Origin of the sequence: Mycobacterium gordonae (genome assembly GCF_001417955.2) — a bacterium.
Taxonomy (GTDB): domain Bacteria; phylum Actinomycetota; class Actinomycetes; order Mycobacteriales; family Mycobacteriaceae; genus Mycobacterium; species Mycobacterium gordonae_B.
The window spans coordinates 99,929-119,420 of record NZ_LKTM01000002.1; the positions used below are offsets into that span (position 1 = coordinate 99,929).

Genomic DNA, 19,492 nt, shown 5'->3' on the forward strand with positions numbered 1-19,492 from the left:
TCACAGCGTCTTACGCAGTATGAGCACGGAGCGGCCGGGCAGTGCCACCTGGTCACCCTGATCGACCACCCGTTCGGCGACGCCGGTCGGGCTGGTGGTGTCCAGCTCCACTGTCCACTGCTGTGCATAGTCGCCGTGCGGCATGACAAATGTGACTTCCTGGTCGTGGGCGTTGAAACACAGCAGGAACGAGTCATCGACGATGCGTTCGCCACGGCGATTCGGTTCGGGCAGGGCCTGGCCATTGAGGAACACCGCGATGCTCTTGCCGAAGTCGTTGTCCCAGTCCTGCTCGGTCATCTCCTGGCCGGAAGGTGTCAGCCAGGCGATGTCGTGAATGTCGGCTTCACCGCTGCGGATCGGCCGGCCCCGAAGGAAGCGGCGCCGGCGAAACACCGGATGTTTCCTGCGCAACCGCGTCACCTTGCTCGCAAAGGCCAGTTGGTCGGCGTTCTTCTCGACCAATGACCAATCCATCCAAGACAACTCGGAGTCCTGGCAATAGACGTTGTTGTTGCCCTGCTGAGTGCGGCCGATCTCGTCGCCGTGGGAGATCATCGGGGTGCCCTGGCTGACCATCAACGTCGCCCAGAAGTTGCGCATCTGCTGGCAGCGCAGCGCGATGATGTCCGGGTCGTCGGTGGGGCCTTCCACGCCGCAGTTCCAGGACCGGTTGTGGCTTTCGCCGTCGCGGTTGTCCTCGCCGTTGGCCGCATTGTGTTTTTCGTTGTAGGACACCAGATCATGCATGGTGAAGCCGTCGTGCGCGGTGACGAAGTTGATGCTGGCGCCGGGCCGCCGGCCGGTCGCTTCGTAAAGGTCCGACGACCCGGTCAGCCGGGAAGCGAACTCGCCGAGGGTTGCGGGCTCGCCCCGCCAGTAGTCGCGCACAGTGTCGCGGTATTTCCCGTTCCACTCGGTCCACAAACCTGGGAAATTCCCGACCTGGTAACCACCTTCGCCGACATCCCACGGTTCGGCGATCAACTTGACCTGGCTGACCACCGGATCCTGCTGGACCAGGTCGAAAAACGCTGACAGCCGGTCGACGTCATAAAACTCGCGGGCCAGGGTGGCTGCCAGGTCGAACCGGAAGCCGTCGACGTGCATCTCGAGCACCCAGTAGCGCAGCGAATCCATGATGAGTTGCAGGGTGTGCGGGTGCCGCACATTGAGACTGTTGCCGGTGCCGGTGAAATCCTTGTAGTGGCGAAGGTCACCGTCGACCAGACGGTAGTAGGCGGCGTTGTCGATGCCGCGGAAGTTGATCGTCGGGCCGAGGTGGTTCCCCTCGGCGGTGTGGTTGTAGACCACGTCCAGGATGACCTCGATGCCGGCCTCGTGGAAGGTGCGCACCATCGACTTGAACTCGGCGACCGCACCACCCGGCTTGCGGGTCGCCGCATATTGGTAGTGGGGAGCCAGGAAGCCGAATGTGTTGTAGCCCCAGTAGTTTCGCAGTCCCATATCGACCAGCCGGTGGTCGTGCAGGAACTGGTGGACCGGCATCAGTTCGATAGCGGTGACGTTCAGCGACTTCAGGTGATCGATGATCACCGGGTGCGCCAGCCCGGCATAGGTGCCGCGGAGTTCGTGCGGGATGCCCGGATGGGTCTGGGTCATGCCCTTGACGTGCGCCTCGTAGATGATCGTTTCGTGATAGGGCGTGCAGGGTGCCCGGTCGGATGCCCAGTCGAAGAACGGGTTGATCACCACGCTGGTCATGGTGTGGCCCAGCGAGTCGACCATCGGGGGAGTACCGGTTTCAGACGGGTCCTCGGCCGCCACTTCCAGGTCGTAGGAGAACAGCGCCTGCGTGAAATCGAAGTCACCGACAAAGGATTTGCCGTACGGGTCGAGCAACAATTTGCTCGGATCGCACCGGTGACCGGCGGCCGGATCGAACGGCCCGTGCACCCGAAACCCGTAGCGCTGTCCCGGAGTAACGGTGGGCAGGTAGCAGTGCCACAGGTAACCGTCGACTTCGTCGAGATTGATCCGGGTTTCGCTGCCGTCGCGCGCGATCAGGCACAACTCGACCTTGTCGGCGACTTCGGAGAACAGCGAGAAGTTGGTACCGGCACCGTCGTAAGTCGCGCCCAGCGGGAATGGCGCCCCGGGCCACACCGTCGCCAATTCGGGTGAGCCGTCCGCACCGTCGTAGGCACCCTGGTTCCCGCGCTCCGTCGACGACATCACTAGACCTTATCCGTGTGGGCTGCCCTTGGTCGCCTGTCACCACCAACCGGTGATCGCCGCGATCTGCCGCCCCAGTTCCGGCGCGAGCGTCCGCATGTAGGTCGGCGTCAGGTGATGAGGATCCCGGTAGATCAGCACATTTCCCTCGACCGCGCGACAGGTGTCGGGCCGGCAGATCGCATCCGATAAGTCGATCGGTTTCAGTAGCGGGAACTGCGCCACGAAGTCGAGGGTGCCGTTGTGATCGGACAACAGATCGGATCGCTTGACCCCGCAGGATTCCGAGTTGCCGGCCTTGGCCAGGCAGTCCGCCGGGTTGAAGGGTTGCCCGTCCTTTACCAGCCACGGCGTGTCGCGTACCCCGAGGATCGGAATGTTGTTGTCGGACAACGTTTGCCAGATCCCGATATAGGTGGCGGGCATGACGTCACCGGACCTGATGTTCCAGGGCCTGGTCGAGGTGGTGAACACGTAGTCCGGACGATCGGTGACCAGCTTGGCCATCGTCGTCTCGACCCACTCCCGGCACTGCGGATAGGGCGCGTTGTTGCCCATGATCAGCGGGACCTGTTCGGTCGACAACGCGCAGCCCATCTTGAGGTAGGTCACCACCTTGAAGTGGTGTAACCGCCCGAGCAGGTCCAGCGCGGGCAGCCAGTGCTCGGCATGCGATCCGCCCGCCAGCGCAATGGTCCGGGGCGCATCGGTGTCGCCGTAGGTGCAGTTGACCACCGTCGGGTTGACGAAGTCGCTGATGCACCCGTCTTTGGTGGAGGCGGGAAGATCCTCCTTGACTTCCAGCACCGTGGGCCGCATCCGCAGTTTGGGCACCCGCACGTGGTTGACCAGGGCGCGCGCGCCCGGGTAGTCGGCCGCGCTGAGTCCACTGAGTTCCTTGCCGCCGGCGCGCTCGGCGACCAGGTGTTCGCGCCAGGTGAACGACGTCGCGGTCAAGGTGACGCCGAGCAGCGCCACCACCGATCCCAAAGCGATGGATGGCCGGCGCAACCTCGACTGCCACGAAACCGGCGCAGCCGGTGCCGTGGATGCGCGGTAACGCAACGGGTCTTCGACGTGGCGGGTGGTCAGGTACGCCAGTGCCCCCGATACCAGCAGCACCCCCATCCCCTCGAAGAAGTTGGCCTGCCGGTGACCGGTGTAGGAGAGCCAGAAGATCAGCAGCGGCCAATGCCACAAATACAGGGAGTAGGCCATCGCGCCGAGGGTCACCAGCGGTCCCACCGCCAGCATCCGGTTGGGCAGGGGCATCCGGCCTCGGGTGGCAGGATCGGCGGCCATATTGGCCCCGGCCATGATCATCAGCATCGCCGCGCCTACCGGCACCAGCGCCCAGGGGCCGGGGAACTCCTGCACGCCGTCGATCAGGGCGCCGCACGACAGGATCGCGGCCAGCGCCACCGTGGCGACCACCGTCCGCAGCCACATCGGCCAGCGGATGTACGGGACCACCGCACCCACCAGAGCGCCCAGCAGCAGTTCCCAGGCCCGCGCGAAGCTGTTGTAGTAGGCGGTCGCCTGATAGGCCTGGTGGGCGATGATCGCGTACACGAACGACGCCACGGTCAGCGCGCTCAGCAGCACCACGAAGACGGTCCGCAGGTGCCTGCCGAGGGGCTTGCGCAACAAGTAGGCGACCGCGGCGATCACCAGCAGGAACGCCAGGTAGAACTGGCCCTGCACCGACATCGACCAGATGTGCTGCAACGGACTGACAGCTTCGCCGGCGCGCAGGTAGTCCGCGGCTGAGTTGGCCAGCTCCCAGTTCTGGTAGTAGCCAAGGCTGGCCAGGCTCTGGTCGGCGAACGCCTCCCAGCGGGTCTGCGGCTGGATCAGGACGGTGAGCAGAGCGCAGGCAGCCAGCACCACGACCAGCGCCGGCAGCAACCGGCGGATCAGCCGGACCACCTCGGTTGCCGGGGACAACTTCGCCCCCAGCCCCGCGCGCAGCACCTTGCCGCCGAAGAAGAACCCGGACAAGGCCAGGAAGACGTCGACTCCACCGGACACCCGGCCGAACCAGATGTGGAAGGCGGCGACCAGGGCGATCGCGATGCCGCGCAGACCGTCGAGATCGTGCCGGTAGAACCCCGACGAGCGCGTGCCCATGCCGCCGGACTGCGCGGAGGCAGCCGGGGTCCGGGGCAGCGTCGGTGTCGGCATGGTCATCGCTAACTTACCGAAAACCGCCGCTGCTCCTTTGCGGAGCAAGCGGCGGTTGGGGAGATCCCGGGAAAGCCCGGGCGTTTACCGCGGAGCGGTGACGGCGGGCGCCGGTTGCGCCGGCATCAGCTGCAGCGGCGGCTGCGGCGTCGGAACCAGCGGGGCCGCCGGCTGGGGGATCACCTGCTGCAGTGGTGGCACCTGCGCCTGTTGCTGCAATGGTGCCTGCTGGACCGGTGCCTGCTGGCCGGGGATCGTCTGGGCCGGGGCCTGTTGGCCGGGGATCGTCTGGGCCGGGGCTTGCTGGCCGGGGATCGTCTGGGCCGGGGCCTGTTGGCCGGGGACGGTCTGGGCCGGGGCCTGTTGGCCGGGCACCGCTTGGGCCGGGGCCTGCTGGCCGGGGACGGTCTGGGCCGGGGCCTGTTGGCCCGGCACCGTCTGAGCCGGAGCCTGCGGCGCCGGCTGCACCGGTCCCGTCTGCAACGAATTGGTGCCCAGGATCCGGACCAGGTACGGCGACATACCGGTGGCGCGCACGGGCGAAACCTGGACCACATCGCCGACCTCGAGCATCTGGCCGTTTCCGAGGTACATCGCCACGCTCTGGGTGCCTTCGGGCCCGTAGAAGATCAAGTCGGCCTTGCGGGCCTGCTGGGGCAACACCCGCTCGCCGACCCGGTACATCTGACCCGAGGAGCGCGGCAGCTTGAGCCCGGCGCCGGCGTAGGCGTACTGCATCAGGCCCGAGGCGTCGAAGCCGACGGTGTTGATGCCCGAACCGGTGCCGCGGGTGGGGCCGGTGACCCCGCCGCCGGCCCAGGAGAACGGCACGCCGCGCTGCGAGAGTCCCCGCGCGATGACGGTGTCGGCCATCTGTTGGTAGTCGTTGGTTCGGGTGTACGGATCTGCGGAGGCGATCCCCGCGACAGTCGCCATCGGCGCCACGAACATCACCAGCCCGATCGCGAAGGCGTAGACGCGTTTCATTTCGTTCCCTCGTTTCCTGGGGCCGGATGGCCCCTCTGTGCCTCAGCGCGGTGACCGCGCGCATCCGCGCCGTTCAGGTGCGAAGGGCCGCCTCTTCGGGGCCGAGCGCCGCTGGACTTGATGGGTGAGCCCTCCGGGTTAGCCCGGGTGAAATCACACCAGTCACTACAGACACTTTGACAACAGAGATAAGTGACCGCCAGAGTGGCGAAACATTATTTGTAGGAACGTGACCGGACGGTGATTGAGAGGGTCAATCTCGTGACGGCAGTTGTGATTTCGATCTCAAAGACGTTGCTGCCGCGTGATGTTGCGCGAGCCGGGTCAGCGCCCGAAAGTGTTGCTGAAATCGGTCAGAGCATGGCCCGCCACCGAAGCCAGGCTCAGCACGCCGACCGCGACGATCGGCCAGAAGGACATGTACCAGCCCTTCACCAGCGAGACGAACGGGCCGAGCAGGGCGGCGGTCCCGGCCGCACCGATGCCGCCCCACACCAGTGGGTAGATGTAGTAGTTCAACCCGAATGGCACCATCGGGCAGTCATCGCCCTGGCAGACGTTGTCGGTGAAGGCAAACAGGCGGGTCGGCCAACTGGTCATGGTGACCACGACGATCAGCAACCCCAACAGCACGAACATGGTGATGACGTCCCAGGGAACCAGGCGCAGCCTGATGACTCGCGGGCCGGCTGCCTCCTCCAGGTCCTTGTCCGAGTCTTGGGACTGATCCGGTGCCGTCATGCCCTGCATGCTTCCCGATGAACAGGTTTTCTGCGACCGCAACCGACTAAGGTCGGCTTTCGTGGCAGCGGCCGGACGAGCTAAAGCCGGGTTGACGCCCGCGCAGATCAGCGCGATCGACGCCGCTCATCTGTGGCACCCGTACAGCACGATCGGCAGCGAGGCGATACCGCCGGTGGTGGCGGTCGCGGCGCGTGGGGCCTGGCTGACGCTGGTCCGCGACGACCACCCGGTCGAGGTGCTGGATGCGATGAGCTCCTGGTGGACCGCCATTCACGGTCACGGACACCCGGTGCTGGATGCCGCGATGACCGCTCAGCTGGGCACCATGAACCACGTCATGTTCGGTGGCCTGACGCACGAGCCGGCGGCCCGGTTGGCCCAACTGCTTGTGCAGATCACCCCGGCCGGGCTGGACACCGTGTTCTTCAGCGACTCGGGCTCGGTGTCGGTGGAGGTCGCCGTCAAGATGGCGCTGCAGTACTGGCGCAGCCTGGACCAACCGGGCAAGCATCGCCTGATGACGTGGCGCGGGGGCTACCACGGCGACACCTTCACGCCGATGAGCGTCTGCGACCCCGAGGGCGGCATGCACTCGCTGTGGGCCGACGTGCTGGTGCCGCAGGTCTTCGCCCCGCAGGTGCCGCGCGACTACGACCCCGCCTACAGCGCGGCATTCGAGGCCCAACTTGCCGAACACGCCGCCGAGTTGGCCGCCGTCATCCTCGAGCCCGTCGTGCAGGGGGCGGGCGGGATGCGCTTTCACGACCCGCGTTACCTCGCCGATCTGCGCGATATCTGCCGTCGGCACCGGGTGCTGCTGATCTTCGACGAGATCGCCACCGGATTCGGTCGCACCGGTGAGCTGTTCGCCGCCGACCATGCCGGCGTCAGCCCGGACATCATGTGCGTCGGCAAGGCCCTCACCGGCGGGTACCTCAGCCTGGCCGCCACCCTGTGCAGCACGGAGATCGCCCACACCATCAGCACAGGTGCGGCCGGTGCGCTGATGCACGGGCCGACGTTCATGGCCAACCCGCTGGCGTGCGCGGTGTCGGTGGCCAGCGTCGAGGTGTTGCTGGGCCAGGACTGGCGGTCCCGCGTGGCCGATATCGCCGCCGGGCTGACCGAGGGACTGGAACCGGCCCGCGCGCTGCCGGGCGTGACCGACGTGCGGGTGTGTGGGGGGATCGGCGTCATCGAGTGCGACCGGCCGGTCGATCTGTCGGTGGCCACGCCCGCGGCACTCGACGGTGGGGTGTGGCTGCGCCCGTTCCGCAACCTGGTCTACGCGATGCCGCCCTATATCTGCACGCCCGGCGAGATCGCACAGATCACCTCGGCGATGGTTCAGGTTGCGCGGCTCGTAGTCTGATCAGCGATGAAGTCAACCGAGACGTCCCCGCTGGCCTGGCTGGAAGCGGTGGAGGCGCAGCGCCGGGAGGCCGGGCTGCGCCGTTCCCTGCGGCCACGGCCCCCGGTCAGCACCGAACTCGACCTGGCCTCCAACGACTACCTCGGTCTGTCACAGCACCCTGACGTCATCGACGGCGGAGTCCAGGCGCTGCGGGTCTGGGGTGCCGGTGCCACCGGTTCGCGGCTGGTCACCGGCGACACCGAACTGCACGCCCAGTTCGAGACCGAGCTCGCCGACTACGTCGGCGCCGCCGCGGGACTGGTGTTCTCCTCGGGCTACACCGCCAACCTGGGTGCCGTCGTGAGCCTGTCCGGCCCGGGCTCACTGCTGGTGTCCGACGCCTACTCGCACGCCTCGCTGGTCGACGCCTGCCGGCTGTCGCGCGCGCGGGTGGTGGTGACGCCCAATCGCGATGTGGCCGCTGTCGATGCGGCCCTGGCGTCGCGTGCCGAGGAGCGTGCCGTCGTCGTCACCGACTCGGTGTTCAGTGCCGACGGGGCTCTGGCGCCGCTGCGCGAACTGCACGAGGTGTGCCGCCGGCACCGTGCGCTGCTGATCGTCGACGAAGCGCACGGCCTCGGTGTGCGCGGCGGCGGTCGCGGCCTGTTGCACGAGGTCGGGCTGGCGGGTTCATCCGACGTGGTGGTCACGACGACGCTGTCCAAGGCACTGGGCAGTCAGGGCGGCGTGGTCCTCGGCCCGGCCGAGGTGCGGGCGCACCTGATCGACGCGGCGCGGCCGTTCATCTTCGACACCGGCCTGGCCCCCGCCGCGGTGGGCGCGGCGCTGGCCGCGCTGGACATTCTGGAGGCCGAACCGTGGCGGCCCGCGGCGGTGCTCGGCCATGCCGCCGATTTGGCCCGGGTCTGTGGTGTCGCCGAGGTTCCGCAGTCGGCGGTGGTGTCGGTCATTCTGGGTGACCCGGAGGTCGCGCTGGCGGCGGCGACCGCCTGCCTGGATGCGGGTGTCAAGGTGGGCTGCTTCCGGCCGCCGACCGTCCCGAGGGGGACATCCCGGCTGCGGCTGACCGCGCGCGCCTCGCTGAGCGCCGACGAACTCGACCTGGCGCGGCGCGTGCTCGCCGAGGTGCTCTCGAGCGTCCGCCGTTGACGGTCCTGGTCGTCACCGGCACCGACACCGGCGTCGGAAAGACGATCGCGACCGCGGCGCTGGCGTCCTGCGCCCGCCAACTCGGTGTCGACGTGGCGGTGTGCAAACCCGCCCAGACCGGCACCGCTGACGGCGACGACGACCTGGCCGAGGTAGGCCGGCTCTCCGGCGTCACCGAGCTGGCCGGCCTGGCGCGCTATCCGTTGCCCATGTCGCCGGTGGCCGCGGCCGGGCAAGCCGGCATGTCGCTGCCCAGCCGCGAGGAGGTGCTGGCGCTGATCCGCCGGCTGGACCGGCCAGGGCGGTTGACGCTGGTGGAGGGCGCCGGCGGGCTGCTGGTGGAACTCGCCGCGGCGGGCGTCACCCTGCGAGATCTGGCCAGGGACCTCGACGCGGCCGCGCTGGTGGTGGCCCGGGCCGGCCTGGGCACCCTCAATCACACCGCGCTGACCCTGGAAGCGCTTGCCGCACAGAATATTTCATGCGCTGGTTTGGTGATCGGCAGCTGGCCGGATCGGCCGGGCCTGGTCGAGAGCTCCAACCGGTCGGCGCTGGAACGGTTGGCCCCGGTGCGGGCGGCGCTGCCGGCCGGCGCAGGCGCCGCAGGTGACTTCGCGGCAATCAGTGCGGCGGCGTTCGACGGTGACTGGGTGAGGTCCCTGGTGTCCTGATGGCGCATTCCATCGAACTGCTCTTCGACCCCGACACCGAAGCCGTGCTGCGGGGCATGTGGGACGACTTGGGCGCGCTGAAAAAAGCGGGCCTGCCTATCCGGATCCCGCCCGGCCGTCCGCATGTGACGGTGGCGGTGGCCCAGCGCATCGACGCCGAGGTCGACGAACTGCTGACTCCGGTGGCGCGCGAGTTGCCGTTGCGCTGCGTGGTCGGCGCACCCGTGTTGTTCGGCCGGGGCAACGTTGTGCTCACCCGGTTGGTCGTGCCCTCGCGCGAACTGCTGGACCTGCACGCCGAGGTGCATCGGCTGTGCGGTCCGCACCTGGTGCCGGAGCCGATGGCCAACAGCCTGCCCGGCCAGTGGACGGCACATGTCACGCTGGCGCGCCGGATGGAGGCCGCGCATCTGGCTGCGGCGCTGGCCATTGCGGGCCGGCAGGCGCAGTTCGACGGCCGCCTCGCAGGGTTGCGCCGCTGGGACGGCGATCAGCGCGTCGAGTATCCGCTCGGCTGACGTCAGCCGGGTTGGCCGGGTTTGCCGACCGCACCCGGTAAGCCGTCGGCGCCCTTTTGGCCGGCCTGTCCATCCGCGCCGCCGGTGCCCTTCGTGCCCGCTACACCTCCGTCGCCGCCTAGTCCTACGCCACCGCCGTGGCCGGCAGCGCCGCCGGCGCCGAATCCGCCCGAGTGCCCGAACAGTCCACCGGTGCCGCCCGCGCCGCCGTTGCCGCCGTTGCCGCCGTTGCCGCCGTCGCCGCCGTCGCCGCCGTTGCCGCCGTCACCGCCGCTGCCGCCGACACCGACACCGGCTCCGGGAAAGATGCCACTGTCAGCGCCGCCCTGCCCACCGGTACCGCCGTGGCCGCCAGAAGCGCCGGCGCCCCCGTCGCCGGCTAGTCCGCCGGCGCCGCCACCACCACCGTCGCCAAACAACAGCCCGCCATGACCACCAGCACCGCCGGCCCCGCCGGAACCACCGGTGCCACCCGCCGCGCCGACGCCGCCGGTACCGCCCCTGCCACCCGCGCCACCGAAGATGAGATTCGGATCCCCGAATGGATCGAACAGCGCACCCGGGCCGCCCATGCCTCCGTTGCCGCCCGCGGCGCCCGTGCCCCCGGTGCCCCCGGTGCCTCCGGTGCCGGAGGAACTCAATGGGTTAGCGGAGTAACCCCCACCGCCATTTCCGCCGTCTCCGCCGGTCGCGCCCGCGCCGCCGGACCCGCCGGCACCACCGTTACCCGCGATCGCGGTGCCGGTACCGGCCAAGTCTTCCGCAAAGCCCCCTGCGCCGCCTTGGCCGCCGGGTGCGCCGGGTCCGCCGAGGCCGCCGGCACCGCCATTGCCGGCGAAGGCGTTGACGATGCCCGCCTCAGCGCTATAGCCTCCTGCGCCGCCCTTGCCTCCGGTTACACCGGTCGCGTTACCCGCAGCGCCATCCTGCCCGTTGCTCGCCGGGCCAGTAGAGCTGTTAGTGCCGTTGGCGCCAGTCGCCGCTTGGCCGGCCGGTAGAGCGGGCAGGGGGTTGCCGCTCGTACCGGTCGCGCCTTGGCCGCCGGCGCCGCCGGCCCCGCCGTTGCCGAACAACACGCCGGCATTGCCGCCCGCACCGCCGTTGCCGCCGTAACCCCCGGCCACGGTGGCGGCCCCGCCAGCGCCGCCGGCCCCGCCGTTGCCGTAGAACAACCCGCCGTTGCCGCCGGTGCCGCCCGGCGCACTGCTTCCGCCAGCGCCCCCAGCACCGCCATTGCCCAGGAGTCCGGCGGCCCCGCCATTGCCGCCGCGCTGGCCAGCCCCGCCGGACGCCCCATTACCGCCGTTGCCGAAGAGCAGCCCGCCTGCCTCACCGGCCTGGCCCGGCGTTGCGCCGTTGTTGCCGTCACCGACCAATGGGCGGCCCAGCAGGGCCCGGGCCGGCGCGTTGACCACATCCAGGGCGGCCTGCAGGGGTGAGGCATTAGCGGCCTCGGCCGCGGCGTACAGGTTGCCGCCGGCGAACAGGGTGCGTGCGAACTGCGCGTGAAATGCTGCGGCTTGGGCGCTGACTCTTTGGTATTCCTGGGCGTGCGCGCCGAACGCTGCGGTAATCGCCGTCGATACTTCGTCGGCGGCCGCGGTCAAGATCGTTGTCGTCGACGATGTCGCTGCCGCGTTAGCAGCGCTGAGCGTCGACTCGATGCTCGTCAGATCTGTCGCCACCGCGGCCATCACGTCGGGCGCTGCGCTTAACAACGACATCCCTAATCTCCAAGCGGTCATACGAAGCCATACGTCGCGGTAGCTTCGAGGCGGACTCAGACACCGAACTGTAGCCCCGCTCCCGCGGTCATGCGGTGTTTCGGTTCATCCCCCGAACAGCAGGTACAACCCCATGAAGGTATAGCCGACCATCACCAGCATCATGGTGAGCTGCCCGGTCAGCTGATGTGCCGATGGCAGCATCCGCAGCGCCTTGTCGTGCGCGGCGATGACCGCCACGATGTGCCCGGTGACCACGCAGGTCACCTTGATGGTGGATAGGACGGCGGGGTGCATCGACAGGATGTAGGCGACCTGCCAGTCCCTGCTGAGCGGGTCGGCCAGCGCGATCACCGCCTGCTGGCCGCGCTCCACCAGATAGGTCAGGTAATGCGCGAAGATGTAGCCGACCACGATCGGGATCAGCGAATGTGCCATCTGGCCGGGCAGGGCCCGCCGCTGCTCGGCGTCTACGCCGCCCGTCGCCCGCGCTGCCAGTGAAAACGTCAGTGCCACAATGGAAATGAACACCGTCAGACCGACTGTGCGCAGCGCCGACGACGTCACCGTCTCCGGCACCCCGTGCGCTCCGCGCGCGACCCCGTCGGCGAAATTGCGCCAGGTCGGCGACGCCGAGAAACTGTCGAATGCCGTGGAGCCGAGCAGCACCGCCAGCACCATCACCACACCGGGCCGCACCGGCAGTGACGGCAGGTGGTCGAACGGGTTGCCGACGACGATCTTGCCGGTCTCGCGATTACGCCAGAACGGGGACAACCGGGACACGGCCATGCTGTAGACGCCGAACGGGTCCACCCGCGCCAACCAGCGCTGCCCGCACAACCACGCGCCGGCGAACAGCACGACGCCGTAGACCAGTAGCCAGACCTTCACCGCGAACACCGAGGCCGAGTCGGGACTGGCCAGCTCCATCCAGACGAACGCGAACAGACCCAGAGCGGCCGGACGGTAACCCCAGCTCTCGGGATAACGGATCCGGGGCCGAGAAAAACGCTCCGGCAGGCACCGGCGCAAAACGACGTAGACCGTCCGTACCGGGGACACGACCCGCCACACCGGCCCGAAAACCAGCGACAGCGCCACCAGCCCGACCCACAACAGGACGTAGAACGCGCCGAGCAGACCGTTGGCCTGTGTCTGCGGGCCGAACAACCCGGCCAGCAGCACCCACGCCGCGAACAGCAACGCCAGGCCCGCCACCAACCAGCGGGTGAGGCGGGCGTCAACCACCGTCGTCACCACGTCCGGCAGGGCGTGTCCCGGCTTGGCCGGATCGAACCGGGGCCGCTTCCACGCCAGGGCGACCAGCGCGAACGTGAACGTCAGTGCCCACGCCGCACCGATCAGCGCGAAGGTATAGGGAACCGGGAGGTCGTTCGACCCGCCGAGGCCGTGCGCCAGCACCGCGCCGGCACTGGTCACGGCTGGACTTGGATGGTGGCGATCGTGCGCTTGAGGTGATGCAGCTCGACGTCGACGTTGCCGGGCACGTCGACGCTGAACTGGAAGGTCTGGTTGGGCGCCGCGGCGATCTCGAACTTGTGATCAGGCACCGAATGCACGTGCAACTCGTCGGTGACGTCGCTGGTGACCCGCAATGTGATCTGCTCTTTCACCCTGGCCTGCAGGGTGGCGTTGGTCGGTGTCACCTGGCCGTTGGCGATCGTGACCTCGATCGTCAGGCCGGCCGGCTGCGCGCTGGTGGACGCGGCCCCCGGCGCGGGGCTGCTGGACGTGTTGCCCGGCTTGCTGCCCCCGCAACCGACCAGTGCGCAGGCCAACACGGCCGCCCACGCAGCGGCGAGAATGCGTGCCGTCATCGCCTCAGGCCGCCCTGGGGAGGGGATGTTCTTCCTCCTCCACCCGTCGGGGTTTGGTCGTCTCGCCGTTGATCCGGCCCGCACCCCAGGTCAGGGCGGCGATCACCATCAGCGTGAAGATCAGCACGAGAATCGAGCCCGTGGTGAACAGCCACTCCGGCGCACTCGGGTCGCGCTCGCGCTGCAGGATGGTGTTCTCCAGGACGAACGGCCGGGTGATCACGGGCTGGGCCGGGATCTCGGGAGCCGGAATCGCCTCATCGGCCGGTGCGTAGATCGGCACGGCGGTCATGGTGTAGCCGTCTTGCACCCTCAGCAGCGTCTTCCACGATCCCCAGACGGGAATGGGCTGGGTGCTGCGGTAGTGCCCTGGCCCGACCCGTTGCAGTCGATCGACGACCAGACCGCGCTGGTTCTCCATCTTGCCCTGCCATGAGGTGATCGACACCCAGTCGGGCTCGTCTTTGATCAGGTCGGGAGGGTTGATCTGAACGTCGGCCGACACCATCTGCTTGCCGGGCTCGCCGGGCAGTTCGGTGAGCTTGATGGTCGCGGTGTTCTTGCTCGGGACATTGATGTGCAGGCCGTTGGCCACGGCGCCACCGATCACCACGACGGTCGCCACGACGATCGAGATGCCGACCGCACGCGCCGGAAGCCGCTGTCCGGTCAGCACCATGCCCGTCAGCGCGCCGCAGATGCCCATCAACACCGCGACGGGCACCGACATGGCCAGGGCCTCGCCCCACATGCTGGTCGGCCACGGGTAGTGGTAGACCGCGCCTACCCACAGCGAACTCAGCCAGAGACCGACCGTTCCCACCAAGAGTCCGGACACCGCTCCGAAGGCGATCGGGCGCTTGAACAGGGGACTGAGGGCGAGCAACTCGACGATCAGCGCCGGTCCGAGGTAGAGCGGGAACCAGTTGATCGGGGCGCCCAAGACGGGGCCGACGATGAACGCGACCGCGCCGCGCAGCGCGATGGCGAACAGGGCCGCGATGATCGCCGCACCCTTGCCCAGCGTCATGCGCGCGACGACCAGAGCCAGTGCGGCGACGCCGGCGATCATCATCGGGTGAAATGCCAGGCGGAACTGTTGGACGCCGAAGTCGTATTCGATCTGGTAGACGGACAGGCCGATCAGCAGGCCGCCGCAGGACAGGTAGCGCAGGAGCCGCACGAACGGCTTCTCCGGCGGCGCGTCCGGCAGCGCGCGGCCGCCTTCGTACTCCAGCATGAGCACCGAGAACAGCGAGAGACCGGCACCACCGATCATCATCAGGTGCGTCGGTCCCCACAGCGTCACGTCCTGGCCGAAGATGCGGTGCCAGATGTCGTCGAGCGGGAAGCCGAACAGGGCGTACATGCCGCAGCCGGCCATCAGGATCCCGCCGACCGGAGCGTGCCAGTTGTCGGTGATGCGCACCGGCGCCGGGCCGGGCCTGTCGAACGGCAGCACGATCGCGGTCATGCCGCCCAGGAAGATCCCGAACAGCCCGAAGATGATGAAGTAGTGCGCCGGATTGGCCAGCGGACCAGGGTCGCGGCCTTCACCGATATGCCAGCTGACGTCCCAGATAAAACCGAACAGCGCGCAGATGATCGAGGAGGTGTACACCAACACCGGTAGCGCCACCCAGGACGGGCGCCTGAACTTGACCCCGAGCCAGTCGGCGAACCGCTCCAGCCACATGATCCGGCGGGTGCGGTGCGCCCAGCCGATGGCCAGCATGGCTAGCGTGATGACCAGCGCGGCGACGGAAAGCCCGATTACCTGGTTGAGGGCGGCCCCACGTGCCGCCGGTGCCTCAGCAACAACTGTCAAATCCACCGCGATCGCCTCCCGTTGCGCACCGCCGATGCCGACTAGGACGAACCTGTAATGCCCAAATGCCGGGCTGGTCAATCCTGCTTTTTGTCAGAGCTGCGACGGTTTCGCATTGCGACATACAACACCACCCCGACGACGATCAGCGCGGGCAGAAACGCCGGTATGGCCAGCCAGATCCCGTGGTCGGCCAGATAGGTGACGGGCGCATCGCTCATGGTGGTGTCCATACCCCCTATATCCGGAGTGAGCTACGTCGCGCCGGTGCGCCCGCGCGGCATTCGCCGACGCGGCGCCAGCTACCCTAACCTGAACACCATTTCATTCCGGCTGCCACAACGACGCGGCCGTGAGACGCAGATGTGGTCCGGCCATGCTCGGACGCGATCGACAAACAGGGGAGTACCCGGTGACTCAAGCGCCAACTCGACCGACCAGCGACACCGGCCAGGATGGCACTCATTCCGAAATTCTGGCGGTTGCCCGCGAGCAGGTGCTCGAGCGCGGTGAGGGATTGACGAAGGACCAGGTGCTGCGGGTCCTGCAGTTGCCCGATGACCGACTGGAAGAACTGCTCGCGCTGGCCCACGAAGTGCGGATGCGCTGGTGCGGGCCGGAGGTCGAGGTCGAGGGCATCATCAGCCTCAAGACCGGCGGCTGCCCGGAGGACTGTCACTTCTGTTCGCAGTCGGGTCTGTTCCAGTCGCCGGTGCGCAGCGCCTGGCTGGACGTCCCCAGCCTGGTCGAGGCCGCGAAGCAGACGGCCAAGTCCGGTGCGACCGAGTTCTGCATCGTAGCGGCGGTGCGCGGCCCGGACGAGCGGTTGCTCGCCCAGGTCGCCGCCGGCATCGAGGCGATCCGCAACGAGGTGGAGATCCAGATCGCCTGCTCGCTGGGGATGCTGAGCGCCGAGCAGGTGGAGCGGCTGTCCGCGATGGGCGTGCACCGCTACAACCACAACCTGGAGACGGCCCGCTCCTTCTTCACCAATGTCGTCACCACGCACACCTGGGAAGAGCGCTGGCAAACCCTGTCGATGGTGCGCGAAGCGGGCATGGAGGTGTGCTGCGGCGGCATCCTGGGAATGGGCGAGACACTGGAGCAGCGCGCGGAGTTCGCCGCCGAGCTGGCCGAACTCGACCCCCACGAGGTGCCGCTGAACTTCCTCAACCCGCGCCCCGGCACCCCGTTCGGGGACTTGGAGGTGTTGCCGGCCAGCGAAGCCCTCAAAGCCGTCGGCGCGTTCCGGCTGGCGTTGCCGCGGACCATGCTGCGGTTCGCCGGTGGCCGCGAGATCACCCTGGGCGACCTGGGTGCCAAGCAGGGAATCCTGGGCGGGATCAACGCCGTGATCGTCGGCAACTACCTGACCACGCTGGGCCGTCCCGCCGAAGCCGACCTGCAACTGCTCGACGACCTGCAGATGCCGCTCAAGGCGCTCAACGCGAGCTTGTAGAAAGAGAAGCGTGGCGGGAAATCTGGGCGCTCCGGTCGGAGCCGGTGTCTATAACGTCTACACCGGGGAGCCGGCGGGCACGGCCACGCCCACGGCGGCGCAGCTGGGTCTGGAACCGCCCCGCTTCTGCGCCGAGTGCGGGCGGCGGATGATCGTGCAGGTTCGCCCCGATGGCTGGTGGGCACGGTGCTCACGGCATGGACAGGTGGACTCGGCCGATCTGGAGGGGCAGAAATGACCGGGGAAGCCGTGACCGACGTGGCCCGGCCGGTGGAGCCCCCGGCGGGCCCGCGCACGCCCCGCAACCGCGCGCTGCTCACCGTGGTGCTGGCGCTGACCGCCGCGGGTGTGCTGATCGGTGCCCTCTGGGCGTGGATAGCCCCGCCGATCCACGCCGTGGTGGCGGTGAGCCGCAAGGGTGAGCGCGTGCACGATTACCTGGGCGGCGAATCGCAGAACTTCTTCGTGGCGCCGTTCATGTTGCTCGGTCTGCTGGGCGTACTTGCGGTGGTGGCCGCCGTGGCAGTGTGGCAGTGGCGCGAGCATCGGGGCCCACAGATGGTCGCCGCGCTCACCTTGGGGCTGATCGGCGCCGCCGCGGCCGCCGCGGGCGTCGGAGCGCTGCTGGTCCTACTGCGTTACGGCGCACTGAATTTCGACACCGTCGCGCTCGCGTCGGGTGATCACAACGTGACCTACGTCAGCCAGGCGCCTCCGGTGTTCTTCGGTCATCTGCCGCTGCAGGTCGCCGCCACGCTGCTCTCGCCGACGGCCTCCGCGGCGCTGATCTACGCGCTCGCGGCCACCGGAACCGTGCGCGACGACTTGGGCGGCTATCCGCCGATCGACCCGCGCCCGGCCGTCCTGCCGCCCGTCCCCGCGGGTCCGGTCACCCCTTAGAGGGGACGCCGGTGGATCTTCCTGCCGGTGATGACCTTCGCGGCGATGACGGCCAGGCGTGCCATGCCGGCATAGGTCATCGGGTTGAACATCGTGGGCCAAGTGGTCCGGATCAGGTGGTCGGTGATGGGGCGTCCGGCGAACCGGTCGATCAGCCAACGCAGCGCCATCGGGGAGGACAGCGGGTGCAACAGCATGTGCTCGTTGAACGCGTCCCGGTGGTAGGTGACGTCGGCGCCGCCCGCTGAGTAGGCGTCGGCAAGCGCGTCGATGTCGTCGACGGCGATGAGGTAGTCGTGGACGGCCTGCACGATCAGCACCGGCGGCGTCGGCACCGCGACGCCCAGGGTGGTGCTGTCGAAGACATGGGCGACGGCCGGGGTCGCCAGAATGTCCTCCAGCGGCTCGTCGAGGTAGTCGGCCATGTTCTTATTGGCCATCGAGATGACGGCTTCCGCGGTCGTCATCCGCTCCATGCTCTCGAGCATGGCCAGACCGTCTTCGTTGGCGTGTTCCTTGATGACCGCATCGAGGTCGGGATAGGCGTGGGTGAGTGCGGCCACGACCATCGCGGGCAGGCCCGCGAGCAGGCTGCCGTTGAGTCGTTTGAAGGTGTTCCCGAGGTTGCCGACGGGGGAGCCCAGTACCGCTCCGACGATGTCCAACTCCGGGGCGTATTCGCCGCACATTTCTGCGGCCCACGCGCTGGCCAGCCCGCCGCCGGAGTAGCCCCACAGCCCGATCTTGGCGGACGCGGGCACACCGAGTCGTTCCGAACTCAGCACCGCCCGCAGGCCGTCCAGGACCCGGTAGCCGGGTTCATAGGGGGTGCCCCACAACCCGTGCAGGCCTTCGTGGTCAGGAACCGATACCGCCCAGCCCTCGGCGACGGCGGCGCTGACCAACAGCAACTCCAGCTGGGCCAGCGAGCCCACGGCCTTGGCGCGGCGCCGCATAGCGTAGGACGGAAAGCACCGGGACGAGATGGCGTCGATGGCGCACTGGTAGGACAGCAGCGGCATGGTCTTGCCGGGGGCGACCTCTTTCGGCAGCAGCACCGTCGTCACGGTCGCCTCGGGATTGCCGTTCATGTCCGTCGTCCGGTACAGCAACTGGGTCCCGGTGATGGACTGCGGGATGAGGCCCATGAAGGCCAGTTCGACGTCGCGGGAGCGCAGCACGGTGCCGGGCGCGGCGTGCTGGAAGCCGGCGGGCGGCTGGTAGAACGGGTCGTCCGCGGGGAGCAGCGGGCGGACCTTGCGCTGCAACTCCTCGTGCGGGGGTCGGCCGATCCACTCCGCCCCGGTTTCGCCTCCCAGCTTCGCGAGCTCCACCATTAAGGCTCCCTTCGTGGCCCTCGTCGCCCGGTGTGTCCGATTCGGGGCGGCGGTCAGGCTAGTCACAACGCGGCGCCGGCTGCTCTTGGCGGCCAGCGCCTCTTACTAGAATCTTATTTCGCCTTATCCATCTCTTATACAAGTTACTGTACAAACTGCCGACACGCCTAAAACCGCTGCGCGTGCCGCTTGTCACAATCTCTTGTCTTAATCAATTGTCGGGCCTATCCGGGGGGTCGGAGAGCGGCAAATTCGTCGGTGACCCGCAGTTGCGAATCGGTGAACCGGTAGAGCGCGGCCGGGCGCCCGCCGCTGCGGCCCGACTGGGCAATGGTCCCGGTCGCCGTGATGACCTTTCGCCGGGCCAGCACGCGCTGCAGATTGGTCGCGTCGACCTGATAGCCCAGTGCCGCACCGTAGATGTCGCGCAGCGTGGACAGTGCGAATTCCTTTGGTGCCAAGGCGAATCCGATGTTCGTATAGGACATCTTGGCGACCAGTCGGGTGCGGGCGTGAGCGACCATGGTCCCGTGGTCGAAGGCCATCGGCGGGAGCGCGCTGACTGGATGCCAGCGGGTG

The 19,492-nt window shown here is 68.3% G+C and carries 17 protein-coding genes and 1 pseudogene; 7 read left to right on the forward strand and 11 right to left on the reverse strand.

Going from position 1 to position 19,492, the window contains the following annotated elements:
- The 4 genes and pseudogenes from glgX to AO501_RS36770 form a co-directional block, all read right to left on the reverse strand.
- A complete protein-coding gene (glgX, locus tag AO501_RS02500; RefSeq protein WP_055576225.1) occupies window positions 1-2,196 on the reverse strand; it encodes a glycogen debranching protein GlgX in 2,196 nt (731 codons plus the stop codon).
- Window positions 2,197-2,235: 39 nt separating this feature from the next.
- Window positions 2,236-4,380 (reverse strand): acyltransferase family protein, encoded by a 2,145-nt coding sequence (locus AO501_RS02505; protein WP_055576247.1) that lies wholly within the window; start codon window positions 4,378-4,380, stop codon window positions 2,236-2,238.
- A 309-nt stretch (window positions 4,381-4,689) separates the two neighbouring features.
- A pseudogene (gene ripD, locus AO501_RS02510) lies at window positions 4,690-5,367 on the reverse strand (NlpC/P60 family peptidoglycan-binding protein RipD); the annotation flags it as partial.
- 324 nt (window positions 5,368-5,691) lie between these two features.
- Window positions 5,692-6,108 carry a hypothetical protein gene (locus tag AO501_RS36770; RefSeq protein ID WP_231752308.1) on the reverse strand — a complete coding sequence of 139 codons (417 nt, stop codon included), beginning with the start codon at window positions 6,106-6,108 and terminating at the stop codon, window positions 5,692-5,694.
- A 61-nt stretch (window positions 6,109-6,169) separates the two neighbouring features.
- On the opposite strand from AO501_RS36770, the gene AO501_RS02520 reads away from it, so the two are divergent.
- The 4 genes from AO501_RS02520 to AO501_RS02535 are packed head-to-tail and all read left to right on the forward strand — an operon-like array spanning window position 6,170 to window position 9,824.
- A complete protein-coding gene (locus tag AO501_RS02520; RefSeq protein WP_055576249.1) occupies window positions 6,170-7,483 on the forward strand; it encodes an adenosylmethionine--8-amino-7-oxononanoate transaminase in 1,314 nt (437 codons plus the stop codon).
- Window positions 7,484-7,489: 6 nt separating this feature from the next.
- Complete coding sequence (locus tag AO501_RS02525) at window positions 7,490-8,635, forward strand: 8-amino-7-oxononanoate synthase (protein WP_055576227.1); 1,146 nt, start codon at window positions 7,490-7,492, stop codon at window positions 8,633-8,635.
- Window positions 8,632-9,306 carry a dethiobiotin synthase gene (bioD, locus tag AO501_RS02530; protein ID WP_055576228.1) on the forward strand — a complete coding sequence of 225 codons (675 nt, stop codon included), beginning with the start codon at window positions 8,632-8,634 and terminating at the stop codon, window positions 9,304-9,306. Before AO501_RS02525 ends, bioD begins: the two co-directional genes overlap by 4 nt.
- A complete protein-coding gene (locus tag AO501_RS02535) occupies window positions 9,306-9,824 on the forward strand; it encodes a 2'-5' RNA ligase family protein (RefSeq protein WP_055576229.1) in 519 nt (172 codons plus the stop codon). The genes bioD and AO501_RS02535 overlap by 1 nt, the downstream gene beginning before the upstream one ends.
- A gap of 2 nt (window positions 9,825-9,826) precedes the next feature.
- Here AO501_RS02535 and AO501_RS02540 read toward each other — a convergent pair whose 3' ends face one another.
- The 5 genes from AO501_RS02540 to AO501_RS37655 form a co-directional block, all read right to left on the reverse strand.
- Window positions 9,827-11,548: a PE family protein gene (locus tag AO501_RS02540; RefSeq protein WP_055576230.1), complete on the reverse strand. Its 1,722-nt coding sequence runs from the start codon at window positions 11,546-11,548 to the stop codon at window positions 9,827-9,829.
- 105 nt (window positions 11,549-11,653) lie between these two features.
- A complete protein-coding gene (locus AO501_RS02545; protein WP_055576231.1) occupies window positions 11,654-12,991 on the reverse strand; it encodes a hypothetical protein in 1,338 nt (445 codons plus the stop codon).
- A complete protein-coding gene (locus AO501_RS02550; protein WP_055576232.1) occupies window positions 12,988-13,389 on the reverse strand; it encodes a hypothetical protein in 402 nt (133 codons plus the stop codon). Before AO501_RS02550 ends, AO501_RS02545 begins: the two co-directional genes overlap by 4 nt.
- Before the next feature lie 4 nt (window positions 13,390-13,393).
- Complete coding sequence (locus tag AO501_RS02555; protein WP_156452274.1) at window positions 13,394-15,124, reverse strand: hypothetical protein; 1,731 nt, start codon at window positions 15,122-15,124, stop codon at window positions 13,394-13,396.
- A gap of 170 nt (window positions 15,125-15,294) precedes the next feature.
- Window positions 15,295-15,438, reverse strand: coding sequence for a hypothetical protein (locus AO501_RS37655; RefSeq protein WP_197419746.1), 144 nt, complete (start codon window positions 15,436-15,438; stop codon window positions 15,295-15,297).
- 191 nt (window positions 15,439-15,629) lie between these two features.
- Here AO501_RS37655 and bioB point away from each other — a divergent pair, with 191 nt between their 5' ends.
- The 3 genes from bioB to AO501_RS02570 are packed head-to-tail and all read left to right on the forward strand — an operon-like array spanning window position 15,630 to window position 17,576.
- Entirely contained in the window at window positions 15,630-16,676 is a 1,047-nt protein-coding gene (gene bioB, locus AO501_RS02560) for a biotin synthase BioB (RefSeq protein WP_055576233.1), read from the forward strand.
- Window positions 16,677-16,686: 10 nt separating this feature from the next.
- The gene (locus tag AO501_RS02565) at window positions 16,687-16,914 is read left to right on the forward strand and encodes a hypothetical protein (protein ID WP_055576234.1); all 228 of its coding nucleotides are present in this window, start codon (window positions 16,687-16,689) and stop codon (window positions 16,912-16,914) included.
- On the forward strand, window positions 16,911-17,576 hold the full coding sequence (locus tag AO501_RS02570; protein ID WP_055576235.1) for a DUF2567 domain-containing protein: 666 nt from the start codon (window positions 16,911-16,913) through the stop codon (window positions 17,574-17,576). Before AO501_RS02565 ends, AO501_RS02570 begins: the two co-directional genes overlap by 4 nt.
- Here AO501_RS02570 and AO501_RS02575 read toward each other — a convergent pair.
- The gene (locus AO501_RS02575) at window positions 17,573-18,913 is read right to left on the reverse strand and encodes a lipase family protein (protein WP_055576236.1); all 1,341 of its coding nucleotides are present in this window, start codon (window positions 18,911-18,913) and stop codon (window positions 17,573-17,575) included. The two genes, AO501_RS02570 and AO501_RS02575, sit on opposite strands and share 4 nt — an antisense overlap.
- Window positions 18,914-19,137: 224 nt before the next feature.
- On the reverse strand, window positions 19,138-19,492 hold a 355-nt coding region (locus tag AO501_RS02580), incomplete at its 5' end, for an NrtR DNA-binding winged helix domain-containing protein (RefSeq protein ID WP_082658342.1).

Bases quoted from the DNA above. Each gene is read 5' to 3' on its own strand.
- glgX (WP_055576225.1), bottom strand. From the start codon at position 2,196: ATGTCGTCGACGGAGCGCGGGAACCAGGGTGCCTACGACGGTGCGGAC.
- AO501_RS02525 (WP_055576227.1), top strand. From the start codon at position 7,490: ATGAAGTCAACCGAGACGTCCCCGCTGGCCTGGCTGGAAGCGGTGGAG.
- AO501_RS02575 (WP_055576236.1), bottom strand. From the start codon at position 18,913: ATGGTGGAGCTCGCGAAGCTGGGAGGCGAAACCGGGGCGGAGTGGATC.
- AO501_RS02550 (WP_055576232.1), bottom strand. From the start codon at position 13,389: ATGACGGCACGCATTCTCGCCGCTGCGTGGGCGGCCGTGTTGGCCTGC.
- AO501_RS02535 (WP_055576229.1), top strand. From the start codon at position 9,306: ATGGCGCATTCCATCGAACTGCTCTTCGACCCCGACACCGAAGCCGTG.
- AO501_RS37655 (WP_197419746.1), bottom strand. From the start codon at position 15,438: ATGAGCGATGCGCCCGTCACCTATCTGGCCGACCACGGGATCTGGCTG.
- AO501_RS02555 (WP_156452274.1), bottom strand. From the start codon at position 15,124: ATGCTGGCCATCGGCTGGGCGCACCGCACCCGCCGGATCATGTGGCTG.
- AO501_RS02570 (WP_055576235.1), top strand. From the start codon at position 16,911: ATGACCGGGGAAGCCGTGACCGACGTGGCCCGGCCGGTGGAGCCCCCG.
- AO501_RS02505 (WP_055576247.1), bottom strand. From the start codon at position 4,380: ATGCCGACACCGACGCTGCCCCGGACCCCGGCTGCCTCCGCGCAGTCC.
- AO501_RS36770 (WP_231752308.1), bottom strand. From the start codon at position 6,108: ATGACGGCACCGGATCAGTCCCAAGACTCGGACAAGGACCTGGAGGAG.
- AO501_RS02540 (WP_055576230.1), bottom strand. From the start codon at position 11,548: ATGTCGTTGTTAAGCGCAGCGCCCGACGTGATGGCCGCGGTGGCGACA.